This is a genomic window from Neisseria sp. WLZKY-1 (genome assembly GCF_046546535.1).
In the GTDB taxonomy this organism is placed as follows: domain Bacteria; phylum Pseudomonadota; class Gammaproteobacteria; order Burkholderiales; family Neisseriaceae; genus Neisseria.
The window spans coordinates 1-19487 of record NZ_JBKGTW010000011.1 but is presented as its reverse complement, the minus strand read 5'-3'; the positions used below and the strand labels follow the sequence as shown (position 1 = coordinate 19487).

At 55.0% G+C, this 19487-nt stretch carries 20 protein-coding genes; 6 read left to right on the top strand and 14 right to left on the bottom strand.

The genetic code is table 11. The features are described from left to right. Positions 1-5 precede the first annotated feature (5 nt). The 12 genes from ACLD9W_RS04835 to rpsT all read right to left on the bottom strand — a co-directional run bounded on the left by ACLD9W_RS04835 (position 6) and on the right by rpsT (position 11837). Positions 6-689 (bottom strand): Tfp pilus assembly protein FimT/FimU, encoded by a 684-nt coding sequence (locus ACLD9W_RS04835; protein WP_410840959.1) that lies wholly within the window; start codon positions 687-689, stop codon positions 6-8. A 121-nt stretch (positions 690-810) separates the two neighbouring features. Next, complete coding sequence (dnaB, locus tag ACLD9W_RS04830; protein WP_410840958.1) at positions 811-2220, bottom strand: replicative DNA helicase; 1410 nt, start codon at positions 2218-2220, stop codon at positions 811-813. Positions 2221-2311: 91 nt separating this feature from the next. Further along, complete coding sequence (locus ACLD9W_RS04825; protein ID WP_410840957.1) at positions 2312-2485, bottom strand: rubredoxin; 174 nt, start codon at positions 2483-2485, stop codon at positions 2312-2314. A 103-nt stretch (positions 2486-2588) separates the two neighbouring features. Continuing rightward, entirely contained in the window at positions 2589-3695 is a 1107-nt protein-coding gene (locus tag ACLD9W_RS04820) for an acyl-CoA dehydrogenase family protein (protein ID WP_410840956.1), read from the bottom strand. A gap of 95 nt (positions 3696-3790) precedes the next feature. Further along, a complete protein-coding gene (locus tag ACLD9W_RS04815; protein WP_410840955.1) occupies positions 3791-4333 on the bottom strand; it encodes a carboxymuconolactone decarboxylase family protein in 543 nt (180 codons plus the stop codon). 367 nt (positions 4334-4700) lie between these two features. Then, entirely contained in the window at positions 4701-5735 is a 1035-nt protein-coding gene (gene pyrC, locus ACLD9W_RS04810; RefSeq protein WP_410840954.1) for a dihydroorotase, read from the bottom strand. A gap of 213 nt (positions 5736-5948) precedes the next feature. Beyond that, the gene (gene aspS, locus ACLD9W_RS04805) at positions 5949-7757 is read right to left on the bottom strand and encodes an aspartate--tRNA ligase (RefSeq protein ID WP_410840953.1); all 1809 of its coding nucleotides are present in this window, start codon (positions 7755-7757) and stop codon (positions 5949-5951) included. Positions 7758-7887: 130 nt separating this feature from the next. Continuing rightward, positions 7888-8832, bottom strand: a complete 945-nt coding sequence (locus ACLD9W_RS04800; protein WP_410840952.1) for a restriction endonuclease — start codon at positions 8830-8832, stop codon at positions 7888-7890. Between the two features lie 60 nt (positions 8833-8892). Then, positions 8893-9348 carry an Ivy family c-type lysozyme inhibitor gene (locus ACLD9W_RS04795; RefSeq protein WP_410840951.1) on the bottom strand — a complete coding sequence of 152 codons (456 nt, stop codon included), beginning with the start codon at positions 9346-9348 and terminating at the stop codon, positions 8893-8895. Positions 9349-9486: 138 nt separating this feature from the next. After that, the gene (locus tag ACLD9W_RS04790; RefSeq protein WP_410840950.1) at positions 9487-10200 is read right to left on the bottom strand and encodes a DUF502 domain-containing protein; all 714 of its coding nucleotides are present in this window, start codon (positions 10198-10200) and stop codon (positions 9487-9489) included. 89 nt (positions 10201-10289) lie between these two features. After that, positions 10290-11426: a phospholipase A gene (locus ACLD9W_RS04785; RefSeq protein ID WP_410840949.1), complete on the bottom strand. Its 1137-nt coding sequence runs from the start codon at positions 11424-11426 to the stop codon at positions 10290-10292. Between the two features lie 147 nt (positions 11427-11573). After that, a complete protein-coding gene (gene rpsT, locus ACLD9W_RS04780; RefSeq protein WP_410840948.1) occupies positions 11574-11837 on the bottom strand; it encodes a 30S ribosomal protein S20 in 264 nt (87 codons plus the stop codon). A gap of 275 nt (positions 11838-12112) precedes the next feature. Here rpsT and ACLD9W_RS04775 point away from each other — a divergent pair, with 275 nt between their 5' ends. Then, a complete protein-coding gene (locus tag ACLD9W_RS04775) occupies positions 12113-13252 on the top strand; it encodes an extracellular solute-binding protein (RefSeq protein WP_410840947.1) in 1140 nt (379 codons plus the stop codon). Positions 13253-13659: 407 nt separating this feature from the next. On the opposite strand, the gene ACLD9W_RS04770 is transcribed toward ACLD9W_RS04775, so the two are convergent. Both ACLD9W_RS04770 and ACLD9W_RS04765 read right to left on the bottom strand, forming a co-directional pair. After that, complete coding sequence (locus ACLD9W_RS04770) at positions 13660-13752, bottom strand: methionine/alanine import family NSS transporter small subunit (RefSeq protein WP_410840946.1); 93 nt, start codon at positions 13750-13752, stop codon at positions 13660-13662. Continuing rightward, positions 13752-15275 (bottom strand): sodium-dependent transporter, encoded by a 1524-nt coding sequence (locus ACLD9W_RS04765; RefSeq protein WP_410840945.1) that lies wholly within the window; start codon positions 15273-15275, stop codon positions 13752-13754. The genes ACLD9W_RS04770 and ACLD9W_RS04765 overlap by 1 nt, the downstream gene beginning before the upstream one ends. 393 nt (positions 15276-15668) lie before the next feature. Between ACLD9W_RS04765 and ACLD9W_RS04760 the strand changes: the two genes are divergently transcribed. The 5 genes from ACLD9W_RS04760 to ACLD9W_RS04740 all read left to right on the top strand — a co-directional run bounded on the left by ACLD9W_RS04760 (position 15669) and on the right by ACLD9W_RS04740 (position 18930). Next, positions 15669-15908 carry a hypothetical protein gene (locus tag ACLD9W_RS04760; RefSeq protein WP_410840944.1) on the top strand — a complete coding sequence of 80 codons (240 nt, stop codon included), beginning with the start codon at positions 15669-15671 and terminating at the stop codon, positions 15906-15908. Positions 15909-15947: 39 nt separating this feature from the next. Further along, a complete protein-coding gene (locus ACLD9W_RS04755) occupies positions 15948-16265 on the top strand; it encodes an NGK_0946 family protein (protein WP_410840943.1) in 318 nt (105 codons plus the stop codon). Between the two features lie 239 nt (positions 16266-16504). Continuing rightward, positions 16505-17983 (top strand): 4-hydroxy-3-polyprenylbenzoate decarboxylase, encoded by a 1479-nt coding sequence (gene ubiD / locus ACLD9W_RS04750; RefSeq protein ID WP_410840942.1) that lies wholly within the window; start codon positions 16505-16507, stop codon positions 17981-17983. A 66-nt stretch (positions 17984-18049) separates the two neighbouring features. Continuing rightward, positions 18050-18625: an NAD(P)H-dependent oxidoreductase gene (locus ACLD9W_RS04745; RefSeq protein WP_410840941.1), complete on the top strand. Its 576-nt coding sequence runs from the start codon at positions 18050-18052 to the stop codon at positions 18623-18625. An 83-nt stretch (positions 18626-18708) separates the two neighbouring features. Further along, on the top strand, positions 18709-18930 hold the full coding sequence (locus tag ACLD9W_RS04740) for a hypothetical protein (protein WP_410840940.1): 222 nt from the start codon (positions 18709-18711) through the stop codon (positions 18928-18930). The last annotated feature ends 557 nt before the right edge of the window (positions 18931-19487 follow it).

Sequence of the window (19487 nt, the reverse complement as noted above, 5' to 3'; positions counted from 1 at the left end):
TCCCTTTATTTATATTTGCATGCTTTCAAATCACCTGCTCTATCGCAGAATTTTACTTGATTTCCTGACACTAATAACACAACAGATCGTGAAGACTTGGTCTTTTCATCTTCAGCCTTGGCATCAGTTAGAACAAATTTGACATAACCACTAATTGGATCATTTGTATGAAAAGTTGCATCAGTCTTTCCTGTCGTAATACGTCGAACAGATCCATCCGGTAAAAATGCCAATACAGAGGTATTTGGATTCTTAGCTGCGTTACTTCCATCATACTTCACACTGCGCACACTATACTCAATCCGATCACCACTATTATTTTTTCCCTGACTTCTTTGATTAATAATCGCAACACGTAGTGAATCATCAACCCCTCGAACATATTTTTTATCTAAATTCCTATCTGCCCATAACATTAGTCCAGAGCCTGAATATTGTTCTTGACATTGCCCATTAGGGTTTCCATCTTTTCTAATTTGAACAGGGCAAAGATAAACAGGTAAATTTAACCGAGCAGCCTCAGATCTACCCAAACGGATCATATTAGCCACCTTTTCCGCTGCCGCCGCAACACGTCGTTTTGCCAACCATTCAGAGAAGTTTGGTACAGCTATAGCAGCCATAATAGCCATAATGGCTATCGTCACCATCAACTCAACTAAAGTAAAACCCTTTTCCAATATTTTCATGAAGCTTTCCCTATTCGCGTCTTTTCACAGAGCGTATGTCCCGTATCAAATAATTATTCCGTCATTCTAAACGATAAAGGCATACATATTCCAGCACAATTTGATTTAAAACCCCTGTATTTCACTCTTCAACCGTAGCCGTATCCGGCACATAAGCAGCATTATCAAACTTGGTAAACTGCCCCATCCAGGTAAGGAAGATTTTACCGACCGGCCCGTTACGGTGTTTGCCGATAATACATTCGGCCAACCCCTTCATCGGCGACTCAGGGTTGTAGTATTCGTCGCGGTACATAAACATAATCAAATCCGCATCCTGCTCAATAGCGCCCGATTCGCGCAAATCGGACATAATCGGACGTTTGTCGGTGCGCTGCTCGACGGAGCGGCTCAACTGGGACAGGGCGATAATCGGCACTTGCAGCTCTTTTGCCAACGATTTGAGCGATCTGGATATTTCACCCAGTGCGGCAGCGCGGTTGTCGGTGCGGCCGGAGCTTTCCATCAATTGCAGGTAATCGATAACAATCAAACCGAGTTTACCACCAAACTGCCTGGCAAGGCGGCGGGCACGGGCGCGCAGTTCCAGTGCGGTGAGGCCGGCGGTTTCATCAATAAACATGGGCGCATCGGCCAAACGGTTGACCGCCTCGTTCAAACGCCCCCAGTGTTCATCCTGCAACTTACCGGTTTTCAAAACATGTTGGTCGAGCCGCCCTACCGAACCGAGCATACGCATCACTAGCTGGGAGCCGCCCATTTCCATCGAAAACACGGCCACCGGCAACTTGGCTTCCAGCGCCACGTGTTCGGCGATATTAATGGAAAACGCGGTCTTACCCATCGAGGGACGCCCGGCCACGATAATCAAATCGCCCGGTTGCAAGCCGGATGTTTTTTTGTCCAAATCGATAAATCCGGTGGAAACGCCGGTTACTTCGTCGGGATTGTCGCGGGCATAGAGCATGTCGATACGTTCGACCACTTCGCGCAGCAGATCGGGCAGCTGCAAAAAGCCCTGTTTGGATTTGGCCGTACTTTCGGCGATTTGGAAAACTTTGTTTTCGGCTTCGTCGAGCAGTTGGGCGGCATCGCGGCCTTGCGGATTATAGGCATTCCTAGCAATTTCCGTGCCGACTTCGGCAAGCTGGCGCATCACCGATTTCTCCCGCACGATTTCGGCATAACGGCGGATATTGGCAGCAGAAGGCGTATTTTGTGCCAACGAAATCAGATAGTTGAAACCGCCAACTGTTTCCAGCTCATCATTGCGCTCCAACAGTTCCTGCACGGTAATCACGTCGGCAGGCTTGCTTTCGTTGATTAGTGACGCGATTGTGCGGAAGATTACGCGGTGCTCGTGGCGGTAGAAATCCTCGCCCGCCACCACGTCGGCGATTCTGTCCCAGGCGCTGTTTTCCAACAGCAGGCCGCCGATTACCGACTGTTCGGCCTCAACCGAGTTGGGCGGCAGCGACAGGGCAGCGGTTTCTTCGGAAGAATGTTCGTCGTAATCGGCGTAGTCGTTCATCTTTTTACCACAGTATTTTTTCAGACGGCATTATAGCCGAAACGAAAGGGAGCCAGCCCTGCGGCCGCTCCCTTTTTTCTGTCTGCGCGCTTTATTCCGCGCCGAATTCCAGCAGTTGGAATTCCTCTTTGCCTGCGAAGCATTCGGGGCATTCCCAATCGTCGGGCAGGTCTGCAAATTTCGTACCCGGGTCGATGCCGCGTTTGGGATCGCCCTCTTCTTCGTCGTAAATCCATTCGCACAATACGCATACATACTGAGCCATATTCCGTTTTCCTTTTTATTTGCCGATTTCACACAAAACAAAACAGGCCGTCTGAAAACGGCCTGTCCGTCCCACGCATATTGTAGCGGCTCTTGCTGCGGCGTTAAATCGAAAACTCGCCTTCGCCCATAAATTCCAGCTCGCTGATTTCCTTGCGCAGGTGTTTGATGGCGGGGGTGACGATGGCGACAAACATCGCTTCGCGCACGCGCCGCTGCACGGGGCTTTGCATCAAATAGCCCGCCGCACCGGTGTGCAGGGCGGCCGATTGCGCGGCGTCGAGGCAGAGCACGGCGGCGGCTTCGCGCAGGCGCAGGGTTTCCAAGAGTTCGGGCTCGTTGCGGTAGGCGGCGTCGGCCAGCTCGGCGGTTTTATTTAAGGCCGTCTGAAAACGCCCGTTCAGTTCTTCATAGCCGTTGTCCAGGAAATCATTGGTTTCGCTGCCCGCGTTAGACGCGGCGATTTCGGCAAGACAGCCGTCGACTATGCCCGCGCCGATGCCGATTTGCAGCAGGATGAAGCCCGCTTTGATGCTCTGGATATAGTCAGCAAACTGCTCCGGCTCGGCAATCACGTCTTCATGCGACACAAACACCTTGTCGAATTTGATAGCGAAGGTACGCGTGCCTTCCAGGCCGCAGAACTCGGGACAGGGAATCAGCGACACGCCCGTGCGCTGTCCGCCGGTGACAAACATCACATAGCCGCCGCCGATTTGCGCCGTGTTCGCCCAGATGTGGTTTTCGCCAAGGTTGGACACCCACGGTAGGATGCCGTTGACGATATAGCCGCCGTCGGTTTTTTCCGCCTGCAACTGATGCTTCTCGATGCCTGCCAAGTGTTTGACGGTATTGGACATACCCGTTCCCGCCAGCACTTTGCCGTTTAACACGTCGTCCAGATAGCGGCGTTTCACTTCGGCGTTGGGCGTTTGGTGCAGATACCAGGCGCAGGCGGCCTGACACCAGGCGGAAAAAGCCGTTGCGCCGCACACTTTGCCCACCTCGCGCAACACTTCTATCTGCGCCGTCAAACCCAGCCCGCTGCCGCCCTCCTCCGCCGTACCGACGGCGGCAAAGCCGCCGATTGCGCCGAGGCCGCGTAAAAATTCTTCGGGATACAGCCCTTTGCGGTCGATGTCTTCGACTAAGGGCTTCAATTCGGTTTGCACCAGCTCGGCGGTTTGCCGCAACAGGGTTTCGCGTGACATTTTTCGATTCTCCTGATTGGAGTGTTATGAATACGGCAAAGGCCGTCTGAAAAGCGAATTTCGGTGTTTCAGACGGCCTTTGCAGCAATGAATCTTTAAGCGTAAGCCTGCAATTCGGGATTGATTTCGGTACGCGCCAGATTATTGGTGTAGTTACACAATGTCGCCAGCGCCACGCCGAACACCACTTCCACCGCCTGCTGCTGGTTGTAGCCTGCGGCAAAAAACGCCTGCAATTCGTCGTCGGACACATTGCCTTTTTTCGCAATCACCTGCTGCGTGAAATCCGACAGCGCGTTCAGTTTGGCATCGGCAATCGGGGCGACGGCGCGTACGGCTTGGATTTCGTCGTCGTTCAACAGTTTTTTAAGCGTGGCGAGTTTGGTGTGGCCGGCCACGCAGAAGCCGCATTCGTTGATTTTGGCGGCGAGAATCTGCACCACCTCGCGCTCGCCCGGCGTGAGCGAAGTTTCGCCGTTGAGCTTGCCCACTTCCTGATAAAAGGCCAGCGCCTCGGGCGAATTGGCGAGCACGCCGATAAGGTTGGGCAGAAAGCCGTTGGCTTTGAGCGCGGCTTCGACGCGGGGTTTGGCTTTTTCGGGAGCGGTTTCGACGGAATGGATGGTTAAGCGTGCCATGTTGTTTCCTTGTTTTCGGTGTGTATTTGGAAAGCGGCGATGATAGCGGAAGCGGCCGGACGGGGGAAAGAACGCTTTTTCCGCTGTGGCAAACTAAAAGTTATAAGGCCGTCTGAACGTTGGAGGCCGTCTGAACGTTGGAGGCCGTCTGAATGTTAGAGGCCGTCTGAATGTTAGAGGCCGTCTGAATGTTAGAGGCCGTCTGAATGTTAGAGGCCGTCTGAATGTTAGAGGCCGTCTGAATGTTAGAGGCCGTCTGAATGTTAGAGGCCGTCTGAATGTTAGAGGCCGTCTGAATGTTAGAGGCCGTCTGAAAAACCGGCTGCGCGGTTTTTCAGACGGCCTCTTGCCGGTGGTGCGTTCGGGTTCAGTCAATCATGCGCCAGGCCGTTTGGCCGCCGGCGCGCATGGGGACGAGGGTTTCGCTGCCGTAAGGGACGGACGCGGGGATGTTTTGCGGCTCTTTCACCAGCGTAACGGTGTCGCTGTTTTCGGGCAGGCCGTAGAAGCGTGCGCCGTTTTGCGAAGCGAAGGCTTGGAGTTTATCCAACGCGCCTGCGGCCTCGAACACTTCGGCGTACAGCTCGATGGCGGTCATGGCGCTGAACATGCCGGCGCAGCCGCAGGCGTTTTCTTTGGCCGATTGGGCGTGCGGCGCGGAGTCGGTGCCCAAGAAAAATTTATGCGATTTTTCGCCGGTGACGGCGGCGACGAGGGCTTGGCGGTGGCTTTCGCGTTTGAGTACCGGCAGGCAGAAGTGGTGCGGGCGCACGCCGCCGACGAGGAGGTCGTTGCGGTTGAGCAGCAGGTGTTGCGGGGTAACGCTGGCGGCCACGTTGTCGCCCGCTGCTAATACCAGCCGCGCCGCTTCGGCGGTGGTGATGTGCTCGAACACCACTTTCAAATCGGGCACTTGCGCGAGTACGGGTTTCATCACGCGTTCGATAAAGGCGGCTTCGCGGTCGAAGATGTCGATGTCGGGGTCGGTAACTTCGCCGTGGACGAGAAATAACACGCCCTGCTGCGCCATTTCTTCCAACACGGGAATGAGTTTGAACAGGTCGGTTACGCCGGAATCGGAATTGGTGGTCGCGCCTGCGGGGTAGAGTTTGAAGGCGGCGATGCCGGCGGCTTTGGCTTCGCGCACGAGTTCGGGCGTGGCTTTGTCGGTGAGATAGAGCGTCATCAGCGGCTGGAAACGGCTGCCCTCTGGCAGGGCGGCGAGAATGCGCTGTTTGTAGGCGAGCGCGTCGGCCACAGTGGCGACGGGCGGTTTGAGGTTGGGCATAATCACGGCGCGCCCCATCTGGCGGGCGGTGTAGGGCGCAACGGCTTGGAGCGCGTCGCCGTCGCGCAGGTGCAGGTGCATATCGTCGGGGCGGATGATGGTGAGGGTTTGCATAGTTGTTCCTTGGGATTTTTTGCGAACCGGTTTGCAAGATATTTGTCGGGTTGCGCTGCTTTATCGCGGATTGGCGGCAATATAGTGAAGCCGCGTGCGTGGCTGCGCCACACACCCTACGGGATTTTGCAAAACGGTTTGTTTTGTTTCACTGTTTTGTAATTGAGGCCGTCTGAAAAGGTTTTCAGACGGCCTTTGTTTTGCCATAACTGCTCAGGCTTCTTTATTCTCCGCCGCTTTTTGCCGCAGGCGCAGGCCGAGTTCGCGCAGTTGTTTGTCGTCCACCGCGCCGGGGGCATTGGTGAGCAGGCATTGGGCGCGTTGGGTTTTGGGGAAGGCGATCACGTCGCGGATGGATTCGGCGCCGGTCATCAGCGTGACCAGTCTGTCCAAACCGAAGGCCAAGCCGCCGTGCGGGGGTGCGCCGAATTTGAGGTTGTCCAAGAGGAAGCCGAATTTTTCCTGCTGCTCTTCGGGCGTGATTTTCAGCGCGGCGAACACTTTTTCCTGCACTTCGGCGCGGTGGATACGGATGGAGCCGCCGCCGATTTCCCAGCCGTTGAGCACCATGTCGTAGGCGCGGGCGAGGCAGTGTTCGGGGTCGCTGTCCATCAGGTCTTCATGGCCGGGTTTGGGCGAGGTGAAGGGGTGGTGCATGGCCGCCCAGCGCTCGTTCTCTTCGTCGTACTCGAACATGGGGAAATCGACCACCCACAGCGGTTTCCATTCATCGACAAAATAGCCGTCGGCCGCGCCGTGTTCGAGGCCGAGTTTGATGCGCAGGGCGCCGATGGCTTCGTTGACGACTTTGGCTTTGTCTGCGCCGAAGAAAATCAAGTCGCCGTTTTGTGCGCCGGTGCGCTCGATGATGGTTTTCAGGCTGCCTTCGGAGAGGAATTTGACGATGGGCGACTGCAAACCGCTGTCTTCGCCGTTGGACAAATTGCTTACGTCGTTCACTTTGATATAGGCCAGGCCCTTCGCGCCGTAAATGCCGACGAATTTGGTGTATTCGTCGATTTCTTTGCGCGAGAATTTGGCGCCGTTGGGCACGCGCAGGGCGACGACGCGGCCGCCTTTCATGTCGGCGGCGGCACGAAAGACTTTGAATTCTTCCGTTTTCATCAGGTCGGTGAGCTCGGTGAATTTCAGGCTGATGCGCATATCGGGTTTGTCCGAGCCGTAGTTGAACATGGCTTCGGAATAGGGCATGCGCGGGAAGTCGCCCAAGTCCACGCCCAGCGCGTCTTTGAATACTTTTTTCGCCATGCCTTCGGTGATGTCCATGATTTCGTCTTCGTTCAGGAACGAAGTTTCCAAGTCGATCTGGGTGAATTCGGGCTGGCGGTCGGCGCGCAGGTCTTCGTCGCGGAAGCATTTGGTGATTTGGTAGTAGCGGTCGAAACCGGCCACCATCAAAAGCTGCTTGAAGAGCTGCGGCGACTGCGGCAGGGCGAAAAATTCGCCCGGGTGCACGCGGCTGGGCACGAGATAATCGCGTGCGCCTTCGGGAGTGGAGCGGGTGAGCATCGGGGTTTCGATATCGATAAAGCCCTGTTCGTCGAGATAGCGGCGCACGCCCATCGCCACTTGGTAGCGCAGGCGCAGGTTGCGCTGCATTACGGGGCGGCGCAAGTCGATGACGCGGTTGCTCAGGCGCACGTTTTCGCTGATGTTTTCATCGTCGATTTGGAAAGGCGGCGTGGCGGCGGCGTTTAAGACTTCGATTTCTTTGGCGAGGATTTCGATTTTGCCGGAAACCATTTTGTCGTTGGTGGTACCTTCGGGGCGGTTGCGCACGCGGCCGGTGATGCTCAATACGTATTCGTTGCGGGCGGAGTCGGCCGTCTGAAAGGCTTCGGGCGTGTCGGGGTCGATCACGACTTGGACGATGCCTTCGCGGTCGCGCAGGTCGATGAAAATCACCCCGCCGTGGTCGCGGCGGCGGTGCACCCAGCCTTTCACGGTTACGGTTTGGTCGAGATATTGCTCGCTGATTAAGCCGCAGTAGTTGGTACGCATGTTTTGGTCTTTCTGTTAGTCGTAAATGTAAACGGGTTGGGGTTTTCAGACAGCCTTTGATGCAGCCTGAAAACAAAAGGGGCGGAGTTTACGCTTGTCCGGCTTTCAGGCTGCCTGCCGAGCGTAGTGGTTAGGATGCGGGCTTTGCCGTGTCGTCCGGCATTTCGTCCCAAAAATCACCGTCCAATTTTTTGACGGTGAATACCTGTTCGGTCTGCATGCCGACATCGTAGCGGTATATGTATTCGGCCAGTTGTCGGCCGTCGATCAACACCACACGGGTGGCGGAAAGGTTTTGCACGTAGCGGACGGCATCGGGCGAATAACGGGCAGTGGTAATGAAAATGCCTTTGTCGGCATTCTGTCCCTGCAATGCGCCGACAAACCCCTGAATGTCGGGACGACCGATAACCGCGTCTCTTTGGTAACGTTTGGCCTGAATGAAGATTCTGCCGAGACCGAGCACGTCTTCACGGATTTCGCCGTCGATGCCGCCGTCGCGGCTTTGGCGGGTTACTTGGGCGGATTTTTCCAGCCTGCCGCCGTAGCCCATTTTTTGCAGCAGATCCACCACCAGTTTTTCAAACGCCTGCGGCGTTTTGCCCAAAATAGTGCTCAGAATTTCGTCGTATATTTCCTGGCGTATGGCTTCAAACGAGGCTTCAAGCTGTTCGGTGGGCGTGATGCCCTCAATTTCCGCAGCGGCAGCAACCGTTTCTTTTTCATTACCTTCGGTTTTATGCGTACGTCCGCGTTTGGCCATTTTCTGTTTGACGTAGGCAAGGACTTCGGCAACGTCCTTTTGCGCATACTCCCTGCCCAAATCTGTGATGGCATAGTACCCGCGTTTCGGGCGTGACAGCAGTCCGCTTAATGCCAAAAAACTCAATGTCCAAGAAATGCGGTCGGCAAATATTGCACCGTTGCCCGATTCGTACTCTTGTGCAACATCATCGGCATCCAAGCCAAAATGAACGGCCAGCGGTTCAATCAGTTGTGCTTTGCGCAGCGTTTCGCCCGATGCGAGTAATTTGAGAATGGGTAGGTACAATCCGTCAACGCTGGGGATGGACATGATTCCGGCTTTTCTATTAGGTGTGAATGGGTTGGTGGTTTTCAGGCAGCCTGAAAAGGTTTATTCGCCGTCCTGCGCCATTTTCTGCAAGGCGTCTTTCTCGGCTTCGGTGGGTTTGCCGTAGTAGCGGGTGCTGACCACGGTTTCTTTGACGCTGTCCTTTTCAATATGCAGCACAACGGCGCGCTGTTTGCTGATCAGGAAATAGATTTGGTTGTCGGCGCAGTTGTGCGGCTGGCACATCCTTTCGCCGTAATAGCGTTTGCTGCCGACGGTAAGGCTTTTTACGGGGCTGGTCGGGCCGGCGGTATTACGTATCCAGTTGTTTGTTGCCGCTTTGGGGACTTGGTACACAATTTGTGTACGCCACACTTTGCGGTAGGCTGGCTGTTTCATCAGGTCGAACAGATAGGGAGATTCGACCGCTTGTTTTTTGGCAGCAGGCTTGGCGGCGGCAGGGGCGGCAACGGACAGCGCGAGGGTGAGGGCGGCAAGGGTTTTTAGGGTGCGGAACATATCGGCTTCTTTCGCTGTCGGTTTGTAAAGGAGGAGGCCGTCTGAAACAGCCCGGCCTTAACAGAGCTTAAAACAAAACAGGCGGATTTTAATGCTTTACGGTCATTTCAGGTAGGGTTGCGTCGGTTTTAATACCAATCAAACATTGCTTTCAGGTGTGTTTTCAGACGGCCTTTGCGCGTTGTCCTGCGTTTTGGCAACGGCTTCGTCGGGCAGCACCATGCCCAGCGAGATAACGTATTTCAGGGCTTCGTCCACGCTCATATCCAGCTCGCGGATGTCGCTCTGCCTGACCATGATGTAGTAGCCGCCAGTGGGATTGGGCGTGGTGGGAACGTAGACGGGAATATGGTTTTCTTCGGGCGGCAGGGCAGTGGCGAGGCTGTCGGGCAGGCTGCCGGAAACAAAACCTATCGTCCAAATGTCCGGCTGGGGAAAGGGCACGAGAACGGGCGTTTTGAAGGAGCGGCTGTTGTCGGACAAGAGCGACTCGGACACTTTCTTGACGCTGGAATAGATGGATTTGACGACGGGAATGCGGCCGAGCAGGCTGTCCCAGCCTTCAAGGATTTTGCGGCCGAGCATATTGGCAGCGAACACGCCGGTGAAAAAGAGGACGGTGACGGCGACAATGAAGCCAGTGCCGGGCACGTTGAAACCGAGATAGCGTTCGGGCTGCCATTTGGCGGGTATCAGGGCGGCGAGTTGGTCGGTGGCGCTGATGATGTAGCCGATAACCCACACTGTGACGGCGATGGGCATCCATACCAATACGCCGGTCAGCATGTATTTTTTCAATGCTTTGCCGATGGTGGTTTTGTCTTTTTCTTTTTCTGGGTGGTGTTCTGTCATGCCGTTGTTCCGGTGGTTTGCCGCGTCGGGCTGTGCCTTCAGACGGCCTTGAAGGCCGTCTGAAAAGGCGGGAGGCCGTCTGAAAAGGTTCAGAAACCGTCCCAGCCGTTGAACATCAGGCCGAAGCCTATGCCGTTTTGTTTGTGGTTGTAGTCGATCAGGCTTTCGCCGTAGCCGTGGAAGCCGCGCACGACACCCTGCAGTTTGCCTTTGATGGGGAAGGTGTAGGCGGCTTCGACCGCGCCGCGTCCCCGGCGAGGGCTGTAACGCAGGGTGGCGGACAGGTTTTGCCGGTCGTTGAGGCGGTATTGCAGTTTCAAATCGCCGTGGCCGAGGTAATCGGTGATGTCGGGGTTGTCGTTATCTTCGTTTTTCTTTTCAAACACGCGCGTCCAGACGCGCGGAATGACGGTGAGCCTGCCCCACTCCATGCCTGCCATGGCGTAAACCCTGTTCCACGAACGCGATTCGGGGCGGCTTTGGCCGTTGGACTGGTGGGAAAATCCGAGGCCAAGCATACGCAGCCTGCCGCCGAAGGGCAGCTTGGATTTGACGGGCTGGGTGATGAATATTTCCGGCTCGTAGTCGGTGTTGCGGAAAGGGGCGGAGCGGTTGCCCTGGTTGTAAATCTGCCAGTCGGATTTCTGGGTGTAGCCGAACCACAAATCGGCGCGGCTTTTGAACAGGTCTTCGGCGATTTTGCTTTTGAAGGAAACCTGCATTTTGGTTTCCATCCGTTTTTGGTCGGTGAAACGCTCGGCGGTGGTGACGCCGCGCGTCGGCGACGAAGGCGTGCGGTTGGGGCTGCTGTTGTACCACGCGGGCATCAGATACATCGGATTGTGTTCGCGCACGGTAAGCAGACCGCCGGAGGAGTTGGCATCCAAATCGTACATGCGGCTCAGCGGCGTGTAGGCTTCGGCGGCTTCGGCCAACTCGGCCGAGGGTTCGAACTGGCCTTCGTTTTCAAATACCAGCGCGGGTTCTTTGCGCTCAACGCTGTCCTGTATGCTGCGCACCACATCCGGCTGCGGCTTGGCTGCGGCCGCAGGCGCTTCGATTGCATTCACCGGCGGCAGTTGGGCGGCAAAAATTTTGTCGTAACAGGCCAGACGCAGGGCATTGTCCTGCAACAGAGTGCATTGCAGGGCGGCATCTTCGGCGGCATAAGCGGCGAAAGGCAGCGCAACGGCCAAAGCCGCCGGCAAATAACGGTTTGTTTTCATAAGACATCCTTCAAACAATTCATCTGTATCCGCTTTCCCCGCAATCCGCCGCCCGCAGCCGGGCGGCCGTTTTGCAATAACCGCAAAAAACCCCCGCCAACCGCATGGCGGCCGTCTCGGGGGCATGGTGCAGCAGCTTCAAACCAATCAGGCCATTGCCTTCACTTTGGCAGACAGACGGCTTTTGTGGCGGGCGGCTTTGTTTTTGTGGAACACGCCTTTGTCGGCAATGCGGTCGATCACTTTGACGGACTCGGCGTAAACAACCTGCGCGGCGGCTTTGTCGCCTGCGGCAACGGCTTTCAGAACTTTTTTCACAGCGGTGCGGAATGCGGTGCGCAGACCGGCGTTGTGTGCACGGTTTTTCACCGCCTGACGGGCGCGCTTGCGGGCTTGTGCGCTATTGGCCATATCGGATATCTCCTGAATAAATCAAATTTCGTAAACGCGACATTCTAATAGCCAAACCCGTGCGATGCAAGATTTTTGTTGGACGACTCCTTTTCAGACGGCCTTTTGCGGGCGCTTCGTATGCAAAAGCGACAAAACGCCCGTACCCGCCCGCGCGGCAGAAATGTTTAATATTTTGATTTTCTGCAAAAAAGCCATTACAATCCACCGCCTGCCGGCAGCGGCACTGCCGGCGGTTTTCCCTTATTTATCAACAGCAAGGAATGATAGCCATCATGAAAAAAACATTATTGACCGCAATGATTGCACTGGCACTGGCCGCCTGCGGCGGAAGCAAAGAACAAGCCGGTTCGGAAACCAACGGCCAAGCGCCTGCAACTGCTGCCAATAGCGGCGCCACCGACGCGCTGAACATCTACAACTGGTCGAACTATGTAGACGAGGAAACTGTCGACGAATTCAAAAAAGCCAACAAGATCAAACTGGTTTACGACCTTTACGAAAACAACGAAACGCTGGAAGCCAAAGTACTGACCGGCAAATCGGGCTACGATCTCGTCGTGCCTGGCATCGCCTTCCTGCCGCGCCAGATTCAGGCCGGCGCCTATCAGAAAATCAACAAAGACCTGATTCCCAACTACAAAAACATCAACCCCAAACTCCTCGAAATGCTGGCCACGGCTGACCCGGGCAACGAGTATGCCGTACCCTACTTTTCGGGCGTGAACACCGTCGCCATCACCGCAAAAGGCAAGGCCGCGCTCGGCGGCCAACTGCCGGAAAACGGCTGGGATCTGCTGTTCAAACCCGAATACACGTCCAAACTCAAAAGCTGCGGCATCGCCATGTGGGACAGCCCCAGCGAAGTCTTCCCCATCCTGCTCAAATACCTGGGCAAAGACCCGGCCGGCACCAACCCCGCCGACATTGCCGAAGCGGCGGAAGTGCTGAAAAAAGTGCGCCCCGACATCAAACGCTTCAGCCCCTCGCTGATTGACGAGCTGGCGCGCGGCGACGTCTGCCTTGCGGTCGGCAACGGCGGCGATCTGAACATGGCGAAAAAACGCTCGGAAGAAATCGGCCGCAAGGAAGGCATCGAAGTGCTGACGCCGAAAGGCATGGGCTTCTGGATCGAATCCTGGCTGATTCCCGCCGATGCGAAAAACGTCGTCAACGCGCACAAATACATCGACTACACGCTGAACCCCGAAATCGCCGCGCGCAACGGCAACTTCGTCACCTTCGCCCCGGCCAGCCTGCCCGCGAAGAAATTGATGGATCCGAAGCTGGTAGACGTGCGCTCGATTTTCCCCAACGATCAGGACATGGCCGACGGCTTCGTCATGCCGCAGATGGGCAACGAAGCGAAGAAACAGACCGTGGATCTGTGGCAGAAAATCAAAGCGGGCAACTGATTACGCGCTCCGCGCTATATTGACAACCCATGAAAAGAGGCCGTTTGAAACCCGTTTTCAGACGGCCTTTCTGTTGTCGAAAGGCAGGGAATGGGGCTGCAATGTTTCTTTGTTGCCGTCCTCGTCCGCCCGTCGGAAACAGAGGCAGCCTGAAAAACCTGCTTTGTGTTTTAACTTAGTTGAAGCTTCGTTTTCAGTTCAGACGACCTCTTCTTTGCCCGCACGCTTTCCCGAACCCCAAACCGCGTGCGTTGCTGCGCAATACACCCTACCGCAGCCCCGAAGGCCGTCTGAACCCGCCAATCCCGCCATGCGGCACACTCTGAACACAGCAAAAAAGGCCGTCTGAAAAACCTATATTGCGGTTTTTCAGACGGCCTCCTGCGGCGGGATGCGCGCCGCTGCGCTTATTCCTTAGGCAGGCGGATGATGGCGACGATGAAACCGCCCCAAATAATCACCAGCGCCGCCAGCATCATAATCATTGCGGAAGTGCCCATTATTCGTCTCCTTTCTCTTCTTCGGCATCGGCGTCAAACGGCTCTTCCTTGTGCCAGGGCAGGAAGGAGAGCAGCACGGCCGCAGCTACCAGCGCCAGCGACATGCCCCAGCCGAATATGTTCAAAAACCAGTCGGGATAGCCGCTGTAATTCTCGGCCAAGAGTTTTTGGCTGTCGCTGAACAGCATATAGCCCAGCACGCAGAACGTGCCCAGCACGCAGACATACCAAACCGTGCCGACTTTGAACGAGGAAATGGCGTTGATGTGCTTGGCCAGCTTGGGCAGGTTGCCGGAGAGGGCAATCAGCAGGACGTAGACGAAGCCGGCGGCGACGATGCCGTAGATATTGACGAATTTGTCGAGCACGTCGAGCACGGGCAGGCCGGTGGTTGTACCGAACAGCAGCGAGGAGATAACCATCATCGGCAGGCTCACGGTCAGCGTGGCGGCCACGCGGTTGATGCGCCATTTGTCCTGAACCGCCGCCACAATCACTTCGACAATGGAAATCAGCGAGGTGATGCCCGCAAACACCAGCGAACCGAAAAACAGCAGGCCGAGAAGCTGGCCGAAGGGCGCTTGGTTGATGATGGTCGGGAAGGCGACAAAGGCCAGGCCGATGCCCGAAGCGGCCACTTCGCCCACTTCCTTGCCCGCAGCCTGCGCCATAAAGCCCAGTGCGGCGAACACGCCGATACCGGCCAGCAGCTCGAAGCTGCTGTTGGCAAAGCCGACTACCAAACCCGTGCCCGCCAAATCCGATTTTTTCTTCAGATAGGAAGAGTAAGTAATCATGATGCCGAAGCAGATGGAGAGGGAGAAGAAAATCTGCCCGTAGGCCGCCACCCACACGCTGGGGTTTTTCAGCTTGGACCAGTCGGGTGTAAACAGCGCGTCCAAGCCTTTGGCCGCGCCCGGCAGGGTCAGCGAGATGGCCACCATCACAACAAACATCACTACCAAAAGCGGCATGAAAAACGACGAGGCGCGCGCCACGCCCTTCTGCACGCCGAAGGCCATAATGGCAACGGTAAACAGCCACACGGCCACCAGCGGGCCGAACACGCCGCCGACGAAATCGAAGCTTACGCCTGCGTCTTTCGCCATTTTCAGATAATCGTTGAAAAAGAAAGCCTGCGGGTCGGCGCCCCATGCGCCGGTGAACGAAAACCAAGTGTAGCTGGCCGCCCAGCCGAGAATCACGGCGTAATAAACGCAGATAACCACGTTGGCCATCACGTTCCACCAGCCCATCGGTTCAAACAGGCGGCTGATGCGGCGGAAAGCCAGAGGCGGCGAGCCGCGATAGCGGTGGCCGACGGCATAATCCAGCAGCAGCAGCGGGATGCCCGCCGTCAGCAGCGCCACGAGATACGGCAGAACAAACGCGCCGCCACCGTTGTCGTAAGCCACATAGGGGAAACGCCAAATATTGCCCAGCCCCACGGCCGAGCCGATGGCGGCAAAAATAAACGCCTTGCGGCTGGAAAAAGTTTCGCGTTTTGATTGTTTTTCGGACACGGAAACACTCCTTGCTCTATCGGCAGCCGTCCTTGCAGGGCAGATGCCGAGCGGTTGGAAAACAAAGGCTGCTTTTTCGGCAGCCCCTCTTGATGTAAAGCCGCCATCATACTGGCTTGTGTAAAGTTTTGCGAGTAAAAAAGAAAACCGGCAGCGGCATGAAGAGGCCGTTTGAAAAAAAGGCCGTCTGAAAACAGGTTGGGAAAACAACCTGGAAACACAAAAAACACATCAAACATCTCGCCTTTCAGACGGCCTCTTTACACACAGTCAAACCCACACACCAACCCCGCACCTGCCTAATATCAAAAAACAACCGAATATTCTTGACCAAAACACACGTTTTTGTTAGATTACGTAAGGATTTTCCAAAACACCAAAAGGATACCTCTTATGTTGAAACAAACAGCCCTGATTCTCGCCGCCGCCCTGTCGCTGGGCGCTTGCGTCGGCAGCCAGCCCTACGTCAGCAGACTCTCCCCCGAAGAACTACGCCACAACGCCGAATCGGTAGACCGTGCCGAACGCGCCGAACGCGCCGAGCGCCGCCGCGAAAACCGCGAAGAAATGATGGATGCCGCCGAGGCCATCGACCGCGCTACACGCAACCGCAAGGTTTACATCATCCGCTAATCCGACCGACAAACAAATCTTCCACATAGGGGTTTTATTATGAAAGCACTCGTTCTGCCTTTAATCATTGCCATGACACTGGGCGCCTGCGCCGCGCCCGGCCAATCCGTCGGCGACTACGCCATCGGCGACGACAATGCCGCCATCAATGCCGGCCGCAACCGCAAAGAAGCGCAGCTTACCCGCGCCCAGCTCGAACAGCACCGCCGCCAGCGTGCCAACGTATCCGAAGAGCTGGCTCTGGAGCGCGAAAAACGTGCCAACAAACACGACAGCATCCGCCAAGGCATGGGTACTGCCGCAGGTGCCGTCGGCCTGATCGGCGGCGTAGCCGGTATCGTACGCGCCTTCCGCTAAGTTGTTCCCATACAGCAAACCGCCGTCAGCAAAGTTTCTGGCGGCGGTTTTTTATTGCCTGCACTGACGAAAGAGGCCGTCTGAAAGCCTGTTTCCGCATTTTCAGACGGCCTCTTGCCAATCCTACGGGAGCTCGTCACAATCGAAACCCCTAAAAAGACAAGCGATTGTCAAAAAAAACCGTGCAGGCGGATAAAACCGTCTGCAAAACAAAATCCAACCTTCTTGGAAAACTACCCATGAAATACAAAGACCTGCGCGAATTTATCGCCCAATTGGAACAAACAGGCCGTCTGAAACGCATCGTCGCACCCGTGTCGCCACATTTGGAAATGACCGAAATCGCCGACCGCGTGCTGCGTGCCGAAGGGCCGGCGTTGCTGTTTGAAAACCCGATTAAGCCCGACGGTACGCGCTACGATTATTCCGTGCTGGCGAACCTATTCGGCACGCCCGAACGTGTGGCGATGGGCATGGGCGCGGACAGCGTGTCCAAACTGCGCGAAATCGGGCAGACGCTGGCATATTTGAAAGAACCCGAACCGCCCAAAGGCATCAAAGACGCGTTTTCCAAACTGCCGCTGTTGAAAGACATTTGGAGCATGGCACCGAACGTGGTGAAAAACGCGCCGTGTCAGGAAATCGTGTGGGAAGGTGAAGACGTTGATTTGTATAAACTTCCGATTCAGCATTGCTGGCCGGAAGACGTTGCGCCGCTGGTAACGTGGGGCTTGACCGTAACGCGCGGTCCGCACAAAAAACGCCAAAACTTAGGCATTTACCGCCAGCAATTAATCGGCAGAAACAAGCTGATTATGCGTTGGCTGTCGCATCGCGGCGGCGCGCTGGATTATCAGGAATTCCGCAAACTCAATCCCGATACGCCGTATCCCGTCGCCGTCGTGCTCGGCTGCGACCCCTCCACCATTTTGGGCGCGGTAACGCCCGTTCCCGATACCTTGAGCGAATACCAGTTTGCCGGACTGCTGCGCGGTTCGCGGACGGAGCTGGTGAAATGTATCGGCAACGATTTGCAAGTGCCTGCTCGCGCCGAAATCGTGCTGGAAGGCGTCATTCATCCGAACGAAACCGCGTTGGAAGGCCCATACGGTGACCACACGGGCTATTACAACGAGCAGGACCATTTCCCCGTGTTCACGGTCGAGCGCATCACCATGCGCGAAAACCCGATTTACCACTCTACCTACACGGGCAAACCGCCCGATGAACCCGCCGTTTTGGGCGTGGCGTTGAACGAAGTGTTCGTACCGCTCTTGCAAAAGCAGTTCCCCGAAATCACAGATTTCTACCTGCCGCCCGAAGGCTGCTCCTACCGCATGGCGGTGGTCAGCATGAAAAAACAGTACGCCGGACACGCCAAGCGCGTGATGATGGGTTGTTGGTCGTTTCTGCGCCAGTTTATGTACACCAAATTCATCATCGTGGTCGATGACGATGTGAACGTACGCGACTGGAAAGAAGTCATATGGGCAGTAACCACGCGCATGGACCCCGTGCGCGACACCGTTTTAGTGGAAAACACGCCCATCGACTACCTCGACTTCGCCAGCCCCGTCAGCGGACTCGGCGGCAAAATGGGCTTGGACGCGACCAACAAATGGCCGGGCGAAACCGACCGCGAATGGGGGCGGGTGATCAAAAAAGACCCTGCGGTTACGGCTAAAATTGATGAGATTTGGGGGGAGCTGGGGTTGTAAAGCAGGCATTTCAGGCGGCAGCCTGCAACGGGTAATCCATTATTTTGATTGTATCAGGAGAGAAAAATGTCATTCACTACAATTATCTACGCGCACCCATACGAGCAAAGCTTCAATTACGGTATTTTGCAACGGGTACAGCAACTGTTGGACGGAAAAGGTGAAAAATACCAACTGATCGACTTATATGAAGACGGCTTCAACCCCGCATACACCAAAGAAGAACTTGCCCTGTTCAATCAAGGCAAAGCCCTTGATCCGCTGGTTCTGCGTTATCAAGAACTTTTGAAAGCCTCCAGCCGCCTAATTTTCATCTTCCCGATCTGGTGGGCGGATATGCCGGCTATCGTCAAAGGATTTGAAGACAAGGTTTTCCTGAAAACGTTTGCCTATGTCCCCACCGCCACTGGACTGAAAGGTAACCTACCCAATATCAAAGAAGCCTTGGTCATCAGCACGTCCACCGCCCCTACATGGTATCTGAAATGGTTTTGCGGCAACGGCATCGGCAAAGCGATGGTAGGACACACGCTCAAAGGCATCGGTATCGCCAAACGCCGATGGCTCAACTTCGGCAACATGGATAAATCCACCGCCGAACAGCGGCAGGCGTTTTTGGCAGATTTAAGTCGAAATATTTGATTTTAAATCATTAAATTATTGTAAATACCATTTCAATATCACAAAAAGCAGCCTGCACCTGCCCCCGATTTGAAAGGAACGCCGTGAAATTATCCACCCATATCGTCGTTGCTACGCTGCTGTGTGCCGCTTCCCCGTTTGCCGCCGCGTTGTCGCAACCAATGGGGCAGACGGTGGAAATCGTCAATCAATGCCCGCACGACATCACCATCCGCGCCAAAGGGCTGTTCAATCCGTGGCGCAAAGTCTTCAATCGCCGTACGCTGGAAGCAGGCGGGCGCATACAGGGAACGCAATTTTATTGATGAGAATTGGGAGGAATTGGGGTTGTAAAAACAGGCATTTCAGGCAGCCTGCACCTTTTGGAAGGCCGTCTGAAAGCAGCGTTTCAACAAAATTTCCAAACAATATTAGGTATTTTTTGAGTATAGAAACACGAAAAACAGCAGTCGTAAATCAGATTCTCGAATCCGACATGTTCGGCATCATGGCTTGTCGGATATAAGCATCCGACCTACGGCTGCTGTTTTAAATATAGTCAATTAAAAACAAAATAGTACAATACTCAACTTTGAGGCGTAAGTAACAAATTTACTGCTGCAAATTCATTTTCTAGCAAAATAATCCTTAATAAACCTTATCTTATTACCCCTACTCATACCATGATGGCATTCCAGTCTGCGCTTCATATCCGAGAACGCACCATCCAATAAATTAGTAGTATTCGGGATATTGAGATCAGGATATTGCTCAAACAGACGTAAGTAACAAAATGGAGGCTAAAAATCCCCGCAAGCCTTATCCTATAAGGCTTTAAAAGAGGTCAAAGGCTTTGAATACAAAAAATGCCCTTTTTGCGACT